The sequence below is a fragment of the Nostoc sp. ChiSLP03a genome (assembly GCF_034531215.2).
In the GTDB taxonomy this organism is placed as follows: domain Bacteria; phylum Cyanobacteriota; class Cyanobacteriia; order Cyanobacteriales; family Nostocaceae; genus Nostoc.
Genome location: NZ_JAVRBQ020000136.1, coordinates 1 through 20,464 on the forward strand (window position 1 = coordinate 1; position 20,464 = coordinate 20,464).

The 20,464-nt window shown below is 41.0% G+C and carries 19 protein-coding genes; 12 read left to right on the forward strand and 7 right to left on the reverse strand.

Going from position 1 to position 20,464, the window contains the following annotated elements:
• The coding region (locus RMY32_RS22610; RefSeq protein ID WP_322712591.1) for a hypothetical protein at positions 1–3,104 on the reverse strand (3,104 nt) is incomplete at its 3' end.
• Positions 3,105–4,030: 926 nt separating this feature from the next.
• Between RMY32_RS22610 and gvpA the strand changes: the two genes are divergently transcribed.
• The 6 genes from gvpA to RMY32_RS22640 all read left to right on the forward strand — a co-directional run bounded on the left by gvpA (position 4,031) and on the right by RMY32_RS22640 (position 6,847).
• A complete protein-coding gene (gene gvpA / locus RMY32_RS22615) occupies positions 4,031–4,249 on the forward strand; it encodes a gas vesicle structural protein GvpA (protein WP_322681236.1) in 219 nt (72 codons plus the stop codon).
• Positions 4,250–4,518: 269 nt separating this feature from the next.
• Positions 4,519–4,974, forward strand: coding sequence for a gas vesicle protein GvpC (gene gvpC / locus RMY32_RS22620; RefSeq protein ID WP_322712592.1), 456 nt, complete (start codon positions 4,519–4,521; stop codon positions 4,972–4,974).
• A gap of 2 nt (positions 4,975–4,976) precedes the next feature.
• A complete protein-coding gene (gene gvpN / locus RMY32_RS22625) occupies positions 4,977–5,900 on the forward strand; it encodes a gas vesicle protein GvpN (RefSeq protein WP_322712593.1) in 924 nt (307 codons plus the stop codon).
• Positions 5,897–6,085, forward strand: coding sequence for a hypothetical protein (locus RMY32_RS22630; RefSeq protein WP_322712594.1), 189 nt, complete (start codon positions 5,897–5,899; stop codon positions 6,083–6,085). Before gvpN ends, RMY32_RS22630 begins: the two co-directional genes overlap by 4 nt.
• Positions 6,086–6,222: 137 nt before the next feature.
• Positions 6,223–6,495 carry a hypothetical protein gene (locus RMY32_RS22635; RefSeq protein WP_322712596.1) on the forward strand — a complete coding sequence of 91 codons (273 nt, stop codon included), beginning with the start codon at positions 6,223–6,225 and terminating at the stop codon, positions 6,493–6,495.
• A gap of 175 nt (positions 6,496–6,670) precedes the next feature.
• Positions 6,671–6,847: a hypothetical protein gene (locus RMY32_RS22640; RefSeq protein WP_322712597.1), complete on the forward strand. Its 177-nt coding sequence runs from the start codon at positions 6,671–6,673 to the stop codon at positions 6,845–6,847.
• A gap of 25 nt (positions 6,848–6,872) precedes the next feature.
• Here RMY32_RS22640 and RMY32_RS22645 read toward each other — a convergent pair whose 3' ends face one another.
• Positions 6,873–7,181, reverse strand: a complete 309-nt coding sequence (locus RMY32_RS22645; RefSeq protein WP_322712599.1) for a hypothetical protein — start codon at positions 7,179–7,181, stop codon at positions 6,873–6,875.
• Positions 7,182–7,218: 37 nt separating this feature from the next.
• The gene (locus tag RMY32_RS22650) at positions 7,219–7,827 is read right to left on the reverse strand and encodes a site-2 protease family protein (RefSeq protein WP_322712601.1); all 609 of its coding nucleotides are present in this window, start codon (positions 7,825–7,827) and stop codon (positions 7,219–7,221) included.
• Between the two features lie 623 nt (positions 7,828–8,450).
• Between RMY32_RS22650 and RMY32_RS22655 the strand changes: the two genes are divergently transcribed.
• From RMY32_RS22655 to RMY32_RS22665, 3 genes are read left to right on the forward strand one after another with little or no spacing between them, the layout of a single operon-like run.
• The gene (locus RMY32_RS22655; protein WP_322712603.1) at positions 8,451–8,726 is read left to right on the forward strand and encodes a DUF485 domain-containing protein; all 276 of its coding nucleotides are present in this window, start codon (positions 8,451–8,453) and stop codon (positions 8,724–8,726) included.
• Positions 8,727–8,728: 2 nt separating this feature from the next.
• A complete protein-coding gene (locus tag RMY32_RS22660) occupies positions 8,729–8,926 on the forward strand; it encodes a hypothetical protein (RefSeq protein WP_322712605.1) in 198 nt (65 codons plus the stop codon).
• Positions 8,919–10,487: a sodium:solute symporter family transporter gene (locus tag RMY32_RS22665; RefSeq protein WP_322712607.1), complete on the forward strand. Its 1,569-nt coding sequence runs from the start codon at positions 8,919–8,921 to the stop codon at positions 10,485–10,487. Before RMY32_RS22660 ends, RMY32_RS22665 begins: the two co-directional genes overlap by 8 nt.
• Before the next feature lie 181 nt (positions 10,488–10,668).
• On the opposite strand, the gene RMY32_RS22670 is transcribed toward RMY32_RS22665, so the two are convergent.
• Both RMY32_RS22670 and RMY32_RS22675 read right to left on the reverse strand, forming a co-directional pair.
• A complete protein-coding gene (locus RMY32_RS22670) occupies positions 10,669–11,511 on the reverse strand; it encodes a tetratricopeptide repeat protein (protein WP_322712608.1) in 843 nt (280 codons plus the stop codon).
• A gap of 233 nt (positions 11,512–11,744) precedes the next feature.
• Positions 11,745–12,665, reverse strand: a complete 921-nt coding sequence (locus RMY32_RS22675) for a ribonuclease D (RefSeq protein ID WP_322712610.1) — start codon at positions 12,663–12,665, stop codon at positions 11,745–11,747.
• Between the two features lie 468 nt (positions 12,666–13,133).
• Between RMY32_RS22675 and RMY32_RS22680 the strand changes: the two genes are divergently transcribed.
• Complete coding sequence (locus RMY32_RS22680; protein WP_322712611.1) at positions 13,134–13,592, forward strand: BON domain-containing protein; 459 nt, start codon at positions 13,134–13,136, stop codon at positions 13,590–13,592.
• A gap of 355 nt (positions 13,593–13,947) precedes the next feature.
• Here the strand turns inward: RMY32_RS22680 and RMY32_RS22685 are convergent, their stop codons facing one another.
• Complete coding sequence (locus tag RMY32_RS22685) at positions 13,948–14,769, reverse strand: carbonic anhydrase (RefSeq protein WP_322712612.1); 822 nt, start codon at positions 14,767–14,769, stop codon at positions 13,948–13,950.
• A 498-nt stretch (positions 14,770–15,267) separates the two neighbouring features.
• On the opposite strand from RMY32_RS22685, the gene smc reads away from it, so the two are divergent.
• Complete coding sequence (gene smc, locus RMY32_RS22690) at positions 15,268–18,909, forward strand: chromosome segregation protein SMC (RefSeq protein ID WP_322712613.1); 3,642 nt, start codon at positions 15,268–15,270, stop codon at positions 18,907–18,909.
• Between the two features lie 63 nt (positions 18,910–18,972).
• Positions 18,973–19,965: a PRC-barrel domain-containing protein gene (locus RMY32_RS22695; RefSeq protein WP_322712615.1), complete on the forward strand. Its 993-nt coding sequence runs from the start codon at positions 18,973–18,975 to the stop codon at positions 19,963–19,965.
• Between the two features lie 129 nt (positions 19,966–20,094).
• Here RMY32_RS22695 and RMY32_RS22700 read toward each other — a convergent pair whose 3' ends face one another.
• The gene (locus RMY32_RS22700) at positions 20,095–20,289 is read right to left on the reverse strand and encodes a hypothetical protein (protein WP_322712617.1); all 195 of its coding nucleotides are present in this window, start codon (positions 20,287–20,289) and stop codon (positions 20,095–20,097) included.
• Positions 20,290–20,464 lie beyond the last annotated feature (175 nt).

The following is a 20,464-nucleotide window of genomic DNA, read 5'->3' on the forward strand; positions in this document are numbered from 1 at the left end:
TTGAGTTCCGGCTTATTGACGATGTTGTTGATAATTAATTCAACGTTGTTACGTACTTTTTGCTCGAAGCTTTGATCTACTTGGCGATCGACATGGCGATCGATATACTGATTGAGTTCTGGCTTATTAACAATGTTGTTGATAATTAATCCAACGTTGTTACGTAATTTTTCCTCTAAGTTTTGGTCGATTTGGCGATCGACATGGCGATTGATGTACTGGTTGAGTTCCTGCTTATTGACAATGTTGTTAATAATTAATCCAACATTGTTACGTATCCTTTGCTCAAAAGTCTGGTCTACGTACTGGCTGATTTGCTGATTAATTTTCTTTGATATCTCAACGTTGACCTTATCTTCCACAAACTTGTCTAAGTAGCCAGACCAGCCTTGCAAATGCTGGTTCAGACTAAATTCCATCTGCTGTATATAAGCATCCATCGAGAATCTGACCTTTGCCACTTCTACAGCCAAATTCTTAAAGTGCTTCTCGTAGTTCTTCAGCAACCAAGTTTCGAGCTGATCCCAATACTTAGCCTCCAGCGTCACATCAGCTTCATCTATCACATTAATAGATGCATCAATCTGCTGTAACTGCTCCTCCCACTTCTTCTTAAACTCGTCTTCGTTAAAACGAAAGGTAAAATCTACCGAGCTGTTCGCACCTACCGCTTCACGATTCACAGATCCACCTGAACCTTGGATATTTGTAACAGTTTCGCTCGAACCGTTCGTACCCACTGCTTCACGACTCACAGATCCACCTGAGCCTCGAATATTTGTAACAGTTTCGGTTGTACCATTTGTTATGGACTCTGTTCTAATATTTGTAACAGATCCTGTTGTAACAGTTACCTTATTCTCCTGCTTTTGATACTTCTGGGTCAGTTCAGTTGCACTCACTGGCTCTATTGCCAGAATAATTTGTCCTTCGTTATCTTCTTTGTAGGTGTCAATAAATAAACCTGATAAAGTAGTTTTTTCTTTGACCTCTAAAACTACTTCGTCTTTCTGACCATTCAATGAAAACCAAGTTTCTTTAACTTCAATACCAGTGAGTTTTGTAATAAATTTTCCGCCTTTGGCCCAAATTAAAGCCCAAGGTTCTAGGTTAAATTTCTTGTTGTCTAACCAATAGCTGGCATTACCTTCACGAATTTTGATTTTATAATTTCCTGGCGTTAATTCAATGAAATTGGAGCCAGATTGTTTCAGGCTAGACAAGTTTGCTTCATCCAGCACATAACAATTGCGTTTGCTGTCTACTGTTAATGTCTGAGTGCTGAAAAATGGCTTGCTACTAGTAATAGAGAGATTAATAACTCCGCTGTTATCAGCATTGTTGACATCAAAAAACAAGGCGTTTAAAACTGCTTTCTTTTTGACTTCTAACTTCAGACTATCGTTATATCCATTTAAGGTTGTCCAGGTTGCACCTACTTCAAAACCTGTGTTTTTGTTGATAAATGTACTACCATCAGCCCCATATATCCAGAGTAAAACAAAAGGTTCACCCTCTGTTTTACTCTGGGCATAGCTGTAGCGACCATTAGTAATTTTGATATCAAAAGTACCTTTCTCAAAAGTAAAGCAAGTTGCAACATTTTGTTGCAGATGATTCATTCGATCGGGGTTGATAACGTAACAATTGTTTTTAGTATCGATGGTTAAAAGACTCATGTTTTCTTCTTTGATAACTTTAATTTCTTGAGGTTTTGTCTCTTCTGATTTTCCGTTTGAGTTTACTTCTGGAGCGATTTTTGTTACTACTGCCGTAGCTGGTTGATAAATAGTGATACCTGCCCAACGACCGATGGGATCGGTTATGGTAACTAAAGTTCCTTTACCAGTAGTAGTATCAATACGGATTAATTGACCGTCTTTACCTAACTTAAAGAAGTTACCAGTTACGCCATAGAGAATATCACCAACAAACTCCATACTTGTAAGATTGGCAAAGCCAATATCGCCAATAATTTTGACTTCACCTGTATCAAGATTGCAGCTTGCTAATACTTTCTTCTTGTCGTAACTAATCAAGGTAATATAAGCTTTGCCATCAGCGTCAAAAGCAACTTCGCTACAGTTGTAGTTTTTACCGGCTACCGTTATTACTGGTGTACCTTTACCTGTTTCAAGATTAATACTAATCAGTTGTTTAGCAGTTGTGGCGTAGAGGGTATGACGCTGGCGATTATATGCTAAACCAGATGTAGCAAAGCCAATATCACCAATTACAGTAGCATCACCTGAATTGAGGTCAATTTTAACTAGTCTGGTCTTATCCTTGTCTCGATCGAGTCCATATAGTTGAGAACCGATAAAAGCAATGTCACTAACTTCTGTAACTATCTCGTCAATAAAGTTAGCTTTACCTGTGACTAAATCTAGAGTATAAAGTTTGCTTAATTGGTTGGAGACACAATCTTGAATATAAACTGCTCCTGGGTTAAGCTTAATTGTTTTAGCTGTGCGACTACCACAGATAACTTTTTCTAAAATTGTACTAAAACCATTGATAGCGTCTTTATCTGTAAAAGATTGTCCACCTGTTGAGGTTGCAACTCTACTGTATTCAGTTTTAATTCCTTCTTGATACTTGCTCTTAGAAGTTCCAAAATAGGTGTGAACGGTAACTTCTGCTGATTTGGCTTTTTGGATAGCCAAATCAGCAGCGGTAATATCCTTTTGCTCTATTTTATCTCCACCCCCTTCTAATGCTTCATCGCCGAGATAAAAGATAGCTCGTGTTGCACCTTCGCGCCAATCAAAGTATTCTGAGATATCTTCAATGGCACGAGCAGCATCTTCTTGCGCTCCTGCGGACTTTAGTTCTCCCCTTTTTCTACCCCGGAGTTTGGATTCAGATACCTTAGACTTCTGAGTAAGATAAGCTCTGATTGTTTGGTCAAAGTTTGTCCCTTTCCAAATACCTTCTATCCCTAACCAAACTACTCTTAATTCTGTTGGGCAATTAGATTTAGCAGATGCGATCGCACTCATAGCAGCATTACTTAGAGCTTGCGCTTCGTCTTTCATCGAAGGACTAGTATCTATGACGATCACTAAATCAACAGTAGGTATAGAGCTTACTTGTTTATTCATGCTTTTTTCCCTTTTTTTCTTGTAGATAAAATTGAAGAATTTCATATTTGCAGAGCTTTATGAATTTCAAGGTAAATAAAGAATCAAAATCCAAGCAGTAGACAAAATTTTTTTGAATGAAGTTGTGCAAATAGTTACTTGCTCGATTTATTAAAGCACTTCCACTTCAAATCGATCAAGTACATAACAACATAAAAACCATATCATATCTGTTTTATAAAAATATATTAAATCTTATCTATCTTGAGAAATAGATTAAACCTCATCAATCTTGAGAACTGGAGTTTTTCAAGAAGATATAAGTAAATCGGCGTCAAATTTTGTAGTTCAAATAAACAAAGTAGGAAGGGATGAAAAGCAAGAGACAGGAAGGTTTTAGCCTAGTTTATCTTTTTTATATAGTTTGGTTTTATCATGCCAACCTATTTAATATTAAATATCCTACTTTTCCTACTTTCCCTACTTTTCCTACTTTTCCTACTTTTCCCACTTTTTGGTCTACTGAATTATTACTGTTTGTGCCATGAGTTCGCTTTGGGAGAACAACTAGAGAATCCAGAGGAAGTTTTAGGAACTTCCAATAAATAAATACCCTTTTTGTAGTAAGCTAAAGGATGTATAATTTTAATTTTCGAGTGTAAAGTAAGTGAAGTGGGCGGGAAAATTTTATTTTTGGGATCTCCTTTAAGAAACTCCAGTTCTCAAGATGGATGAGGTTTAAGTAAAAAAAAATAACATTGTAATTTGGAATTATTTACGCAATAATAACTACGAGTAATAAACACTACTCAATTTGTAAATATCTGAAGAAAAACCTGCCATTGAACCTGGTAAAGCTTCTTGCCAAATAAAACTGAGGTATGTTTTGTAGACTATCTCAGCAACAGGTTTTTAAAGGATTTATCAAAATTATGGAGTAATCTATCATGGCTGTTGAAAAAGTGAACTCGTCCTCGAGCTTAGCAGAGGTAATCGATCGTATTCTTGATAAGGGTGTTGTTATTGATTTATGGGTACGGGTATCCTTAGTTGGGATCGAACTCCTAGCAATAGAAGCACGGATAGTAATTGCATCAGTAGAAACATATTTAAAGTATGCTGAAGCTGTTGGTTTGACTGCTCAAGCTGCTGTACCGGCTGCTTAATACCATTTCTATATGAAGACGCATAGAAAGAACCCCACCGCCTGCGGCACCTCCCCTTACCAAGGGGAGGTTAGGAAGGGTAAAAATAATGTGCAGCTTCACAGAGAATTGGCATAAGTCAGGTAATTGCCCTTTTGATATACCCTTAGTTAATCTGCCTGTTGCCAAACCACAGTAGCAGGCATTTTCAGTAATACCGCTCAAAAGTAATGGTTAGAAGAAGCTGATTTGTGATTTTTTATGTAGTACAGCGGGAAGGAGCTTAAGTTGTGTCTCTTAGAGAACAATGGTACGCTGCACGGCAGCAACGCGAACAGGAAGTTCGCTTACGTCAACAACATGTGCTGGAAACTCGTCAGCAATTTCAAGCAGAAATGGCAGCTTTGCATCAGTATCAACGAGCTTGGCTGGAAGAGTTTTGCCAAAACTTAGCAGCTGAAACAGCAGAATTTTTGCATAATACCACTGCCGATCGCGCTGCTATGTCTGCTGTCATGCGCGAATCATTAAATAACTTCCATACCACCTTGCAAGCCGAGGTGGCTGCCTTTTTGGAAGAGACGCGATCGCAGCAACAGCAAACTTGGACAGAACAAGCTCAAGAACGAGCCGCTTTTATCGCTGCTTTGCAAGATTACGTTTGGGGAACAGCACCCTCATTTAGTAATCTCCAAGCAAACGCTCTGACTCCGGGAGTAAACTCCAGTAATCTTGATTGGAGATAATTGTGGCTACAGTTCTCCAAGTTAACTCACAAAACTTCATCGAAACGCCGAAAGTCAATCATCTGACAAAACGTGCTTTACGTTATCTGCACACAGGCTTCTCCATTCACCTGCGCGGTCCTGCTGGTACAGGTAAAACCACATTAGCAGTACATCTAGCGAATATGCTAGAGCGTCCTATTTTATTAGTGTTTGGAGACGATGAATACAAATCCTCCGATTTAATTGGCAATCAACGGGGTTACAGCCGTAAGAAGATTATAGATAACTACATTCATAACGTCGTCAAGATGGAGGATGAATTACGTGAATCTTGGGTTGATTCACGCCTAACTACAGCTTGCCGCGAAGGTTTCACCCTGATTTACGATGAATTTAATCGTTCTCGTCCTGAAGTGAATAACGTCTTGCTTTCGGCGTTGGAGGAAAAGCTATTAGTATTGCCAGCAACTGCTAATCGCCACGAATATATTCGCGTTCATCCTGAGTTTCGGGCAATCTTTACCTCCAATCCAGAAGAGTATTGCGGGGTACACGGCACCCAAGATGCACTCATGGATCGTTTAGTGACAATAGATATTCCTGAACCAGACGAAACAACCCAACTGGAGATTCTTGTCCAAAAAGCAGGGTTGCTTCGTAAGGATGCGCTAGCCGTTGTCCATTTGGTTAAGCAGTTTCAACACCGGACAAAAAATGACAAGGCTTCCGGTTTACGGGCTTGTTTGATTGTCGCTAAAGTCTGTAACAACCAGAATGTTCCTATCAATGTTAATAGCGACGACTTTCAAGATATTTGTAGGGATGTCTTGCTTTCTCGTTCTAAACTGCCCTTAAGTGAGTCAAAGTTGATTTTAGAGGAACTGTTTCAAGAACTGCCAATAGCAGGCAAACTGATTGCTAAACGTCGGGAGGTAAAGCGATGATCCAGATTCGCACCATGCGCCAAATTCGCACAGGTGCAATGATTTCAAGTTTTCGGGCTTGCCAAACCTTAAGCGGTTTAGACTTATCTGGTAGCGATCGCGCTCGTGCTATTGGTGCTACAGCCAAAATGCTAGCTGGTGAAGCCCGTAGGCAATGGTTAATCAAGCAATGGAAACGGCTGTAGTACAAGGAGTCAGAAGGTATAGGTAAGGGTAAGAGGGAAAAAAACTGTATTTAAATTAGCTTGTTTCCCCCATCTCCTCTGCTTCCTATCCCCCCATCCTCTTCTTGTCCCCTTCCCCTTTTTTGAGGTTTCTAATCATGGCAGATCTTTCTAACGTTCCTTCGCATTTACTATCTCACGAACATTATCGCCAGATGTTGGTGCGGGATGGTGAGCGTCGCTTTCAAGAATGGCACAGCGAGTATCTCAGATATCAACGCAAGTTTCTTAACGACCAACAAAATCGGATTAAAGAACTTGAGAATTTGCGGAAGGATATTCACACAGATCATAAACGTCGTTCTGAGGAATCACGCCAAGAGTTTTTGCACTATCAGAACAAGTTCCTTAACGAGATGCGGCGTTATTAAAGGAGAAGGGGAAGGGCAAGAGACGCGATTAATCGCGTCTGTACAAGAGTGCTGAGTTCCGAGTAAAAAGACTAATCCCCAATCCCCAGTTCAAGCGTCCATTTTTCATGGCTAGTGATGAAAATTTTTTCATTGGGACTGTCTTCAACCTCCCCCCTCAACCTTCCCCTTCCCTATGTTCAACCTACAACTTGATTGGGATCGCCCTGCTAAAGTTAGTTCGCAACTCTCAGAACATATTCTGCGGGTGCGGATTTTACCGTTGTTGGGCGATGTCCAAGGACAAGCGACATTACCATTGCAATTGGCTGTTGCTCTGGGTACTAGTAGTCTGCCAAGGAAACTTTGCTAAGTAAAATCTCTAATTGGTAAAATAGCTAAAAATAGGGTGTAACATGGCGAAAAAGTACTGGCGATCGCTCCCGATCCAAACAGGTCATAAAATTACCTTTTTCAATTACAAAATTTCCTAACACGGAGTTAAATATTCCTGGTTGCACAACCATTAATTGTGGACTTATTTCGTGAGGATATTTGACTAAATGATTATTTCCAGAATGCCATTGATTACTATATTGACCTACAGATAATGTACTCGCTATTGATTCTCCAGATGGTAGAAGCGCAGCAGCAATACTCAAGGCAATACTAGTAGCAGCAACCACAACTTTTTGCTTGATTTTCATTTAAATTTTCCTTTGCCTTTGCCTAAATATTTGCTATTTACATCCCCAATCCTGACCGGATAAATAAATCAGCAATCCTACCAAGTCCGATCCCAAAACCCAGAACTATAAATAGAACCATCATGGCAAAAAGTCCAAATTGGGTATATTCCAGTGGCTTTAGCTGAGGAAAAATCTCACTGAAGACATGAAAGCCGTCGAGTGGTGGAATTGGTAGCAGATTAAACAGAAACAACGTCAAATTTATCCGAGCTGCTAGGTAAAGAAATTCAGCACTGAATAGTCCTGAAAGACTCAAATTAGCAAGAATTTTAAGCATCACAATAAATAGAATGCCTAAAGCTAGATTCGACAATGGGCCTGCTGCTGATACCAAAATATTGCCTAGCTTCCCAGAGCGAAATTTAGATGGGTTGACGGGCATTTGTCCCCAAGCTATACCCATGAGACAGAGAAAGATGATTGATTCCTTACCCATGTGAACTACAGGATTCAGTGTCAGATGACCGGTTTGTTGTGGAGTATTATCTCCCTGACTCATCGCGGCCCAGCCATGAGCGAGTTCATGTAAAGTGATGGAGAATATGACAATTACAACTATTCTGAAAAAATGAATCGGCTCTGTGATAAGTGTTTGGATAAACATACGTTAGTAAATTTTGGTAATGCCCCATCTGTGTAATAACAAGCTTTTGGTATAAAGTTTGCTAAATTACTACTTAGGCAACTACTGTAATTTTTGGTATATTTTATAAATTAAAATTTACTACTTTTATTAATCTCAATTGATTTGATAGCTTAAAAAAAGCATCTCATAACACTTTAAGGATTTTAAAACCTGGTGGTTAGTACGTATTTATTTTATTTTTTAGTATATAAAGATTTAAAGACTGAGTTAGTAATTGACACATTAGTATAAAATAATACTTATAAAATCATAAATCACTGAATAGTTCAGCTTGATTTGTGTCCAACTGCATCTATAGTTTCATGTTTCTCTGAGTCAAAATAGAGCGGCTATTGTCTTGTTATTTTGATATAAGCTAATCAGCATTCAAGCTGCATAATCAGGGCGGGCTTTTCGACCCACCCCACAAGATATTGAGAAAATTTTCATCTGCAAATTAGATGTGTTTTAGCTTATCAGTTTGCAAAGTTAATTTTATTACCTGATGTAGCAATAGATTTACTAATAATCTTTAAGAAAATTACGCAAAAATCAGCTTCAATGAGACAATCTGACCTAATCTTCTCAACCTAAAGGAAGACATGAACGATCGCACAAAGGCTCTACAGGCTCTCGCGGCTGAACGTTGGCGGGTATCCCTGATTCTCAGTGGAGTCATGATGTTTATTTACTTTGGCTTTATCCTATTAATCGCATTCAATAAGCCCCTGCTGGGGTCATTAGTATTTCCTGGCCTCAGCTTGGGAATTTTACTAGGGGCGTTGGTAATTGTCTCAGCATGGGTATTAATTTTTATCTACGTGCGTTGGGCAAATAGCGGTTACGATGACCAAATCGCAAGGCTGACACGCAAGTGAAAATGGGTATGGCAGGGGGCATGGGGAGCAGGGGAGGCAGGGGAGGCAGAGGAGCAGAGGGGCAGGGGAGCAGGGGAGCAGGGGGAGAAGAATTAATAATCAATGCCCAATGCCCAATTCCCAATGCCCAATGCCCAATTCCCAATGCCCAATTCCCAATTCCCAAATTCAAAACACTAAACCAAAAAAAGCATGAATAATGTGTGGTTCGATCTGCCACTAGCGGCGGATATTACCAGTCTTGGTAAGTTTAACCCGTTGGCGATCGCTTTCTTTTTTCTGTTTGTTGTAAGTTCTTTAGGCATTACCTATTGGGCGGCAAAGCTCACCAAAAATACCGCACAGTTCTATACAGCTGGTGGTAAAATCAGCGGTTTCCAAAATGGGCTGGCCCTAGCAGGAGACTTTATGAGTGCAGCTAGCTTTTTAGGTATCGCTGGGCTAGTGGCACTCAACGGCTTTGACGGCTTAATTTATTCTATCGGCTTCCTGGTGGGCTGGCCGATTGTCATGTTTTTAATTGCCGAACCACTACGTAACTTAGGTAAATACACTTTTGCTGATGTAGTGGCTTTTCGCTTGCAGCAAAAACCTGTACGTATCGCCTCTGCAATTGGAACGCTAGTAGTAATTAGCTTTTACTTAATTGCCCAGATGGTAGGTGCTGGGGAGCTAATCAAACTACTGTTTGGCTTTGATTATGAATTAGCTGTGGTCATCGTCGGTTGTGTGATGATGGCTTATGTGATTTTTGGCGGGATGATTGCCACCACTTGGGTACAAATTATCAAAGCAATTTTGTTACTCGGTGGAACTGTCTTACTAGCTATCTTGGTACTGGCACGATTTGGCTTTAACCCGATCGCTCTTTTCGCTGCTGCATCCCAAAAGTATACAGGTGTATTAGCTCCAGGCAAACTAGTTTCTGACCCCTTTGATGCAATCTCTTTAGGAATGTCGTTGATGTTCGGCACTGCTGGATTACCCCACATTCTGATGCGTTTCTACACAGTACCCGACGCCAAAGCAGCGCGGCTCTCTGTTACTTACGCTACAGCTATTATTGGCGTTTTTTATCTCCTTACCTTTATTCTAGGCTTTGGAGCGATGGTGTTAGTAGGTCAAGATGCCATCAAGCAAATTGGTACTGGTGGTAATATGGCTGCACCGATGTTGGCAGAATTTCTCGGTGGTGATGCTTTCTTAGGTTTTATTGCTGCTGTTTCTTTTGCGACGATTTTGGCTGTTGTCGCTGGGTTGACACTCTCAGGTGCAGCTGCATTGTCCCACGATTTATGGGTGAACGTGGTGCGCTCTGGCCATGCCGACGAGTCAGAACAACTGAAGGTGGCTCGCGGTGCAACAATGCTTTTGGGGTTAGTGGCAATATTCTTGGGTATCTTGTTTAAAGGACAAAACGTAGCTTATATGGTAGGTTTAGCATTTGCGATCGCTGCGAGTGCAAACTTCCCAGCATTGCTCTTATCGATGCTTTGGCGACGCTTCACAACCAATGGTGCAGTTGCAAGTATGTTAGTAGGTACCGTCTCCTCTTTAGTGCTGATTTATTTATCACCTACTATTCAAGTAACGATTCTCAAGCACGCTTCTGCACCCTTTCCCTTAAAAAATCCTGGATTAATCAGTATCCCACTGGCGTTTATTGTGGCGATTGTCGTTTCACTATTAAGTACTGAACAACAGGCACAGGAAAAATTTGCAGAAGTTGAAGATCGCATTCACATTGGTTCTGGGATGTGATTTTGTCATTTGTCATTTGTCATTTGTCATTTGTGATTGGGCATTGGGCATGGAGAAGAGACAAGGTAGATCGAGAAGAGGGGGGAGACTTGGGAGAGACTTGTTCTATAATTCCCCCTTGTCCTCCTTGTCTCCCCTGCTCCCCCTGCTCCCCTACCTCCCCTGCTCCCCTGCCCGTCTGCTACTGTCCAAGTTCTTTGATATTATTCATCACTTGTTGATATAAGTCGTTGTTACCTTGACTTTGAAAAATACTTGCTGCTTGTTGTAAGTCCTTGAGCGCCCCCTCTTTGTCTCCATTGCTGGCGCGGGCATTTCCTCGGTTATTGTAGGCAGGGGCAAAGTTACGATTGAGGCGAATGGCTTGACTGTAATCTGCGATCGCCCCTTCTAGTTCTCCATTGGCAGCACGAGCATTTCCTCGGTTATTATAGGCGATCGCATATTTTGGGTTGAGCAGAATTGCTTGGTCAAAATCATCTAGTGCCCCTTTTTTGTCTCCATTGGTGGCGCGGGCATTTCCTCGGTTATTGTAGGCTTCGGCATAGTTGGGATTCAGGCGAATCGCTTCACTGTAATCTTTAACTGCTTCTCTGTTGTTTCCCAGTGAGGCGCGGGCATTCCCCAAGTTATTGTGGGCTTCGGCATCGTTAGGATTGATGCGGAGTGCTTGATTGTAATCTGCGATCGCTTTTTCCTTGTCCCCCAAATCAAAATAGGCTAATCCTCGCGCATTGTAGGCAGCGCCATACTGAGAATTTTGACTAATTGCCTTACTAAAAGAAGCGATCGCAGCTTGCAAGTCGCCGTTTAAATGCTGATTCTTTCCCTGAAGATAAAATTCCCCACCAATGGAAGTTGTAGCTGAACCACGGCTAGGTTGACTAACTCCTATTTCTGTTACTAATACATTGTCATTCTTACTACAAGAAATACTGCTAGTTGCACTCAATGTAGTAAAAATAGCTATGGTAAATAAAGTATTTACCCTTGTTCGCTTTTGCCCAAATAAACGCCGTCTCATAAGTTAATATAAACTGCCATAATACCTGAATGGAATTAGTACCAAAATCTAGATTTTAATTCTTTAACTCAATCATTATTCTAACTTTTGATAATCCTTTCAAGTTAATTGACACATTTCCCTAATAGTTTATAGATTTCTCAGATAAGGGAGGAGGAAAGAATTATTAAATTTCAATATTTATTCTTCACAATCACTCTATCAAATCTAACATTTGTAGCCTGATGAACAATTTACTCATCTTCTGTTTCACTCTCTGGAGTTTTAGAAGTTAGTCGCCAAGAGGTAGTTTTGTCAATATCTACAGATAGTTGTTCTATATTTTGCCCTAAATCTTTTTGGAGTTTCTGAGTTAGCGTAATCGGAAAATCTAAATTAATACCTTGAGTTTGTGCTAGCTTTGCCAATTCTGTAAATGCAGCTTTGATTGTAGTTCGTTCATAACTAGTCAGCTTATAATCATAAGTTTCTGATATATTCTGAGCCTGCATGGCTTTTTTTATACGTTCTTGCAAATGCTCAAATTCTGAATTCAACAACTTCCACTGCTGCTCAACTTGCGAGTATCTAGCACTTAGCGAGCTTAAGTCTTCTGTTGCAGGTTCGGGGCTGGCTTGGGCTTGTAAGTCTAACAAGTTTAGGTGAATTTGAGCAAGATAAATGCAGTCTAGGTAAGCATACTCTATCTGTTCTTCAGTCAGAGGGCGTTTTGCCCAATCGCTTTTTTGTTCTTGTTTATCGATATTATTAAAGCTACAAAGTGCTGTAGCTATGGTCTTGAGTTGGTAGTTGGGTAATGGCAAAAGATAATAGGGAATTTTTTTGGCCATTTCCAAAGTGCAAGTAATATTTTTGGCTTTCTTGCTACCGAGAAATTTTAGATCGTAACTCGCGTTGTGAAAAACTTTTTCAATGGCAGAATTCATCATAATTTTATCAATAAATTCAGCTATAATATTAGGCTTGTCTAATACATCTAAAAGATAGACGCGATCGCCACTCATATCTTGAGGATTATCTAATACCTGAATCAGCGATAATCGGGGATTACGACTTTTATAGTCAGCGACTTCTGTATCTATCCACAATGTTTTAGCGTTTGTATATTCAGCAACAATGGCACGAATTTCGCTAGCTGAAGTAAGGTAGGGCATTGACTAATATTTCCTGATATTTAAGGCATTGTAAGTAAGCCATAGTTTTATAAAGTAACATTTTGCTGGCAAGAATGCTTATACAAGATTGCAAAAAAGCTTAAGTTTGAAATTTGTCATAGACATCGCCAAATTGACTCAAATCTGATAACATCAAGTCACTACTGTGGAGTGACATAGTCTACCATCAAAAGAGCTACTGTGCATCTACATTAAATTCATCGAGAGCCACAGACTGTGTGTAAAGCCATCCTGGTTAGCAGCCGTCAGAAAAATTGAATTGAGATTTCTCAAAACCAAGTGCAAAATTTTAGCTTCAAGAAATCGCTCAAATTTCAATTTTCAGTAACCTGAGCTATTGTTGAAGCACTTTTGCTACTTCACTTTTAATTGTTTTTTTTAAATTTGCTCCTCACCATGACACACATCTTAATTAATCGCTTCAAGTACTCAATTCGGAGATAAATAATGAAAAAACTAATTCTATTATTAGTTAGTAGCATTTTGGTAGTTGGTACTTTTGGCTGCCAAGAGGCTCCTAAAACTGGTTCAGAAACTCCTAGCGCAACTAATGAAGCCGCTCAAGCACCGGCAAAACCAGCTTCAGAGACAAATCAAACTGCCAAAGTTCCAGAAACACAAACTACTCCTTTAGCAGCTAGTACAGATACTAAAGTTAAAACTGATGCTGAAAAAACAGCAGCAACAAAAGCTGAGACTGATTTAAAAACTAAAGTTAGCGCCAAGTTAAATAAAAGCTTACCAGGTAACAAGTTACAAGTTGAAAACAAACAGAGTGAAATTATCCTCAAAGGTACAGCTGCTTCTGTTGAAGAACTTAAGAAAGCTGAAACCTTGGCTAAAGAAGTCCAAGGTGTGAAGACGGTGAAGGTAGAAGCAAAAGTTGATGCTGTAAAAAAGCCATAAAAGAATAACTGAAGCTTTCAGTTAGCATCGACATGGAAACCAAATAGAGACTTATACAGACGTAAGTCTCTATTTTTGACTTACTTAAATAAACGTAAGTTCGACAAGTATTATTTGACCTCTCCCCCAACCCCTCTCCGTGTCGGAGAGGGGAGCAAAAGCTGAATTTTTCATTGCTCCTCCCTTTCCGTTTCGGGGAGGGCAGGGTGGTTTCATACAACGAGAGAAAAACTAAAAATGGGTTTCAAAGCCTCTCTCCGCTTGCCTAACGGCAGGCTGACGCCAACAGGGAGAGGAATGGAAGTGGGGTCAAAATCTATCGTTTAGAATATTTGAAATTCTATATTTTTATCTTTCAACTTCCATTATTTGAACCTCGATAAATTCGCTCCATCTGCTCTGGAGAAAGTCGTCTCATTGGAAACCACTCAAATGGAGAAACAGACTGTTTCTCATAAGGTTGAACATCATCCTGCTGGTTTTGGGGGTAACGCACAGCTAAATTGGTATTTGTAACCTCACCTCTGAACGACTCATCTATTTCTGATTCTGGAACCAAAGCTTGAGGCAAAACATAAGCGTGCTTCTGGGGATCGTATGCGAAAACTTCTCCTGTTTCAATGTGATAAATCCAAGCATAAATGCTGAGTTCCCCCTGATAAAGCTTAGAGTGAATCACTGGATATGTCCGCAAATTCTCAATTTGAGTCAGAACATTTTCGGCTATCATAATCTCTAGTAGTTCTTCTTCGTCATAGTGGCTATAGTGGTCTATAACTAGCCTTCGAGTTGCTTCTGCATATTTAAGCCAATCATGTACAAGCGGCATCTCATCGCTGAGATTGTGTAACTTCATTAATCCTTTCATTGCACCGCAATGAGAATGACCGCAAATAATAATTTGGCGAACATCTAAAGCTTGAACAGCATATTCAATGGTCGCACCTTCACCGCCATTACTTGCCCCATAGGGTGGAATGATGTTACCTGCATTGCGAATCACAAATAATTCACCAACTTGGGCTTGTGTAATTAGATTTGGATCGAGACGCGAATCAGAACAGGTAATAAATAATACTCTGGGTTTTTGACCGTGTGAAAGTTGCTCAAATAATTTTTGATGTGTCGAAAAATAGCTAGATTTAAATTCGCGCAGACCTTTAATTAATTTCTTCATTACTAATTTCTACAAATATTTGCGGGTTAAGAACCATATCACAGACAACGGATTAGGGTAGTAAAGATGACTTTCTTTCTACGTTTTTTCAATTGTAAAGATTACTTTATTATAAATTCATTTGGTGCTTTTAATATCCTCTACCATTTGGTTGAATTACTTTTTTTTCTTACTCCTTTCTGTTCCTTAGCAAGTCGCATGACGGTGTGAGAATGCCTTGAGCCGATTTCAAACTAGTTATATCTTGAAATAAATTTTTGAATTACAAGTAATTAGTAATACATGATATTATCTGCTCTGGGAAAATTTTGATGGTCAGTTTGCAACATCAAAATTTTTGCCGTACACTGAGCGATCGCCTGTGGTAAGCCTTTTGGGTGAAGCTTGCAGGCTCATCGCAGTGCGTCTACAATAATCCCCAATCCTCCTTCCTACCCTCTTGCGAATTCTTAATTAGTTGATACACTTGTTCTTCATTAGCCCAGGGAACCAGCGCCTATGGTGCACATCAAGCGCGTGGAACTTACGAACTTCAAATCCTTCGGTGGCACTACTTCTGTCCCTTTGCTACCGGGGTGTACTGTCATATCTGGGCCAAATGGTTCGGGTAAGTCTAATATTTTAGATGCACTGCTCTTTTGCCTGGGACTCTCTAGTTCTAAGGGAATGCGAGCCGAACGCCTACCGGATTTGGTAAATAACACTCAAACGGCTAAAGGACGTGCTTCGATTGAGGCTAGCGTCACGGTGACATTTGATTTGTCGGATGAAATCTCACACAAAGACGCAAAGGCACAAAGGCAGGAAGTAGAGGAAGTAGAGGAAGTAGAGGAAGCAGGGGAAGAAAATCTAAAATCCAAAATTCAAAATCCAAAATTGGACGAGTGGAGTGTTACTAGAAGGCTACGAGTCACTCACCAAGGGACTTACACATCGAATTATTATATCAATGGTGTACCTTGCACGTTAACAGAGTTGCATGGGGAACTAAGTAATCTACGGGTTTATCCTGAAGGTTACAATGTCGTACTTCAAGGGGATGTCACCAGCATTATCTCGATGAATGGGCGGGAACGACGGGAAATTATTGATGAATTAGCTGGGGTGGCGGCGTTTGATCGCAAAATTGTCCAAGCCAAATCAACTTTAGATGAGGTGAAGGAAAAGGAAGATAGCTGTCGGATTATTGAAACGGAATTAACTGCACAGCGCGATCGCCTTTCTCAAGATCGGGCGAAAGCTGAGAAATATCAAAAACTCCGCACAGAATTTCTAGCTAAACAATCCTGGGAAGCTGTTTTATCATGGCGATCGCTACAAACACAACAAGAAAAATTAGTTCGCGAAATTCAAACAGGCGATCGCAATTTTACTGAACTCACTACCCAACTCACCAACCTAAATTCCGAAATCGTCCAAAAAACTGCTGAACTCGAACAACTCAATGCCCATGTGAAAGCCTTGGGAGAAGAAGAACTTTTGGCGGTACAATCTACCCTCGCCACCCAAGAAGCAGAACGCAAACAACTCCAGCGTCAACTAACCGAATTACAAACAGCTTCCCAAGAAACCGCTAAACGTTTAGCTCAAACTCAGCAAGAGATTCAAAAACATCATCATTCCCTAGAAGAAATTGCCGAAACCCACATTGTAGAGACGCGATTCATCGCGTCTTCCCAACAACAAAGAAATGAAGCACAGCAATCTCTAGAAACCTCCCGCGAAGCAGCCGCAGAAATCGCCTCGGCTTCGGAAGCCTGGGTGCAGCAACAAACAGCATTCAACCGTCAAATAGAAGCTTTGCTGCACACCCTAGAACCGCAACGCACCGAACAAGCACAACTCAGAGAACGCAATAATCAGTTACAGCAGTTAATCCAAGAACAAACCCAGTTAATTGAGCGCGACGAACCGCTATTAGCTCAAAAACAAACTGAATGTAGTCAAATTGAAACAGAATTTAACACCTCTAGCGAACCCATCCAAAATTTAGCCCAAAATCTCTCAGCCACAGAACAAGAACTGCAAATCCAACAGGAAACCCAAAAACGGTTACTTTCTGAACAACGAGAAAAACAACGCCAGTTGGATAAAATCGAGGCGCAAGCGCAAGCACAGCAAGAAGTTCAAGGAACCCAAGCCAGTAAAGTCATTTTACAATCAGGAATGCCTGGTGTTTGCGGTTTAGTTGTGCAGTTGGGACTGGTGGAACCCCGCCATCAGCTAGCCTTGGAAATGGCTGCTGGGGGACGCTTGGGACATATTGTGGTGGAAGATGACAGCATCGCCGCAGCGGGTATTGAACTGCTCAAACAGAAACGTGCAGGGAGAGCAACTTTTTTACCCCTGAATAAAATTCATGCTCCCAAATTTACTCAAGATGCAACGCTGCGTTTTGCTAGCGGCTTCGTTAACTATGCTGTGAACTTAGTTGATTGCGATCGCCGTTACAAAGATGTATTTAGCTATGTTTTCGGCAACACGGTAGTATTTGCCAACCTAGAGGCGGCGCGGAAAAATTTAGGATTGTATCGCATCGTCACCTTAGACGGGGAACTTTTAGAAACCAGTGGTGCAATGACTGGTGGTAGTAATACTCAGCGTTCAGCGTTACGTTTTGGTACGGGTGAAGCGGCGGAATCTGATGAAGCGATCGCTTTAAAAAGTCGCTTGGTGGATATTGAGCGAATTTTAGAGCGTTGTACTGAAGCGATCGCTACTTTGTCAACCAAAACCAAAAAACTCACCCAAGAATTAACAGAAGCGCGTCAAGCACGGCGAGAACAGCAGTTGCAATTGGAGCAGTTGCAGAAAGATATTAAGAGTTTAACAGCGCAATTAGAGGGGACGCGATCGCAACTCGCCCAAAACAGCGAAAAATTAGCCACTGCTCAATCCCGATTAGAAATTTTAGAGCGTGAATTACCTGGACAAGAAAATGAGTTGCAACAATTGCGACACGCATTAGCAGAATTAGAAGCATCCCAAACCCCCAGTGAATGGCAACAAATCCAGGCAACCATTAAAATCCAAGAGCAACAATTGCAACAACGCGAAACAGCATTACGCGAAGCAGAACAAAGATTAAAAAATTTAGAAAATCAGCAACAACGTTTGCAAGAAAAAATCCAAGAAGCAGAAACGCGAATCACCGAATACGAAACCCAACAAACCTCTTGTAGAGACGCGATGAATCGCGTCTGCACACAAATCACAACCATAGACGAGCAAATCAGCCAAACCCGTTTATCGTTGAGTCAAATGGAGCAAAATTTAGGCGAAGAGAAACAAAAACGCGACGCTACAGAACAAGAAGTGCGATCGCACCTTTTACGCCAACAACAATTGGAATGGGAAATCCAAAAACTCCAAGAAACCCAAGAGAAACGGCGAGAGGAACTAATTGCACTGCAAACTCAATTGCGGGATGTGGGAGCAGAATTACCAAATCCCTTGCCGGAAGTGCCAGACAAGGTAGATTTAGAAGAATTGCAGAAAGAATTGCGATCGCTTACCAAACGCTTACAGGCAATGGAACCTGTAAATATGCTGGCGTTAGAAGAATACGAACGCACGCAAAACCGCCTCCAAGAACTCACGCAAAAATTAGAGACACTAGAAGGGGAACGCACCGAACTACTTTTACGAATTGAAAACTTTACCACATTGCGGCAACTTGCCTTTAAAGAAGCTTTCGATGCTGTCAACGAAAACTTTCAATCAATTTTTGCCATTCTTTCCGACGGTGACGGCTTCTTGCAACTCGAAAATCCCGAAGATCCGTTTAGCAGTGGATTGAATTTAGTTGCACATCCCAAAGGTAAACCCGTACAACGCCTAGCTTCCATGTCTGGGGGAGAAAAATCACTTACCGCCTTGAGCTTTATCTTTGCCCTGCAACGCTACCGCCCATCGCCCTTTTACGCCTTTGACGAAGTAGATATGTTCCTAGATGGGGCAAACGTAGAGCGATTAGCTAAAATGATTAAACAACAGTCACAACAAGCGCAATTTATAGTTGTGAGTTTGCGTCGTCCGATGATAGAATCAGCCGAACGCACAATTGGCGTTACTCAAGCACGAGGAGCTTACACTCAAGTTTTGGGGATTAAATTACAATCATCCAATACATCTGCTTGAGTTTTTGTTAATAATAGTGTATAGATAAACCAAACCGGATTCGAGATCAGGACTCGGTATAGAATGACCTCTGAACAGATAATTAGGCGTTCCGACATATTAAATACCCAGGTGATTACCCGCGACAACGGCAAGCGGCTAGGCATCATCAGTCAAGTCTGGGTTGATATCGATCAACGAGAGGTTGTGGCTCTTGGTTTGCGAGACAGCCTGATCTCCATTTCGGGCATACCGCGCTATATGTACCTCAACAACATCAGCCAGATTGGTGATGTCATCCTGGTTGATAACGAAGATGTCATTGAAGATATCGAAGTTGAATCTCTCAGTAATTTGATTAACTGGGAAGTAATTACAGAAACAGGTGAAGTATTAGGCAAAGTTCGCGGCTTTAAGTTCAACGGCGAAAGTGGGAAGCTTAACTCCATAGTTATTGCTTCTTTAGGATTGCCCCAAATTCCCGATCAATTTGTGAGTACTTACGAGTTCTCAGTGGATGAAATTGTCAGCACTGGCCCCAATCGATTGATTGTGTTTGAAGGAGCCGAAGAACGAGTAAATCAGTTGACAGTTGGTTTACTAGAGCGGCTGGGTATCGGCAAAGCACCTTGGGAGCGAGATATAGAAGAAGAATACGGCTATACTCCACCGCGTACAATTGCAGCACCCAATCAACTGCCTAGTGGAGTGCCATTGCAGCCACCCAGGCAAAAAGTTCGCGCCCCCGAACCCGTAGCGCAAGAAGAATGGAATGAAGACTATGTGGAAGAAGAAAGGCCACAGCGTCAGGTAATGAAGGCGCGGCAGTATGAATCTATTCAATACGAAGAAGATGAGGAAGAAGATAACTGGAGCGAGGCAACCGGCAGCGACAGGTATCAACAACCGCAGCCGCTAAAGTATGATGCCCAGCCCTATAGTAAGCCATACGTTGACGAATACGATGATTATGACGACGTAGACGGCGATGCTTGGGAAGATGCGCCAAAACCTGTGAATATTCCCAAGAAAGTCAAGGAAAGGCAGCCAGAATACGAAGAAGAAGGCGGATATTAAGTAATTCGTAATTCGTAGTTCGTAATTTTCGGCTTAGATTACAAATTATTTCTCTGATAAATTCAGCCCTCTCTTTGAAAGCAAGGAGGGGGCTAATTTTTGAGGATAAGTGAGGGAGTGGAGAATGCGCTATTGGCTCAGGGGTAGATATTCAATTCGATCCTGGTATTCATCCTCAAACGAAGCTTCCACAATGATGATTAATTCTTCAACAGTTTGTCCGATGCTTTGGTTTGCATCGATGGTGAATATTCCAGGTATATGGCGACCTGAAGCTAAATGGTCAGCCAAATGTCCGGGCATAGACTTACGGTTGTTCGTCACCAAAATAAATCCATTGGTTTCGCACCAAATCAAGATACAGCATATTCGGAGTTTATGAGGTACAGTAGCAGCAATTTGTAAACCAATTTGTGAGATGTTCAGGATTAATTAATTCAAGAGCTATTTTAATTAAAACATCAACTCCAGATGCATTCAAAGGAGAAAATTGTTTCAA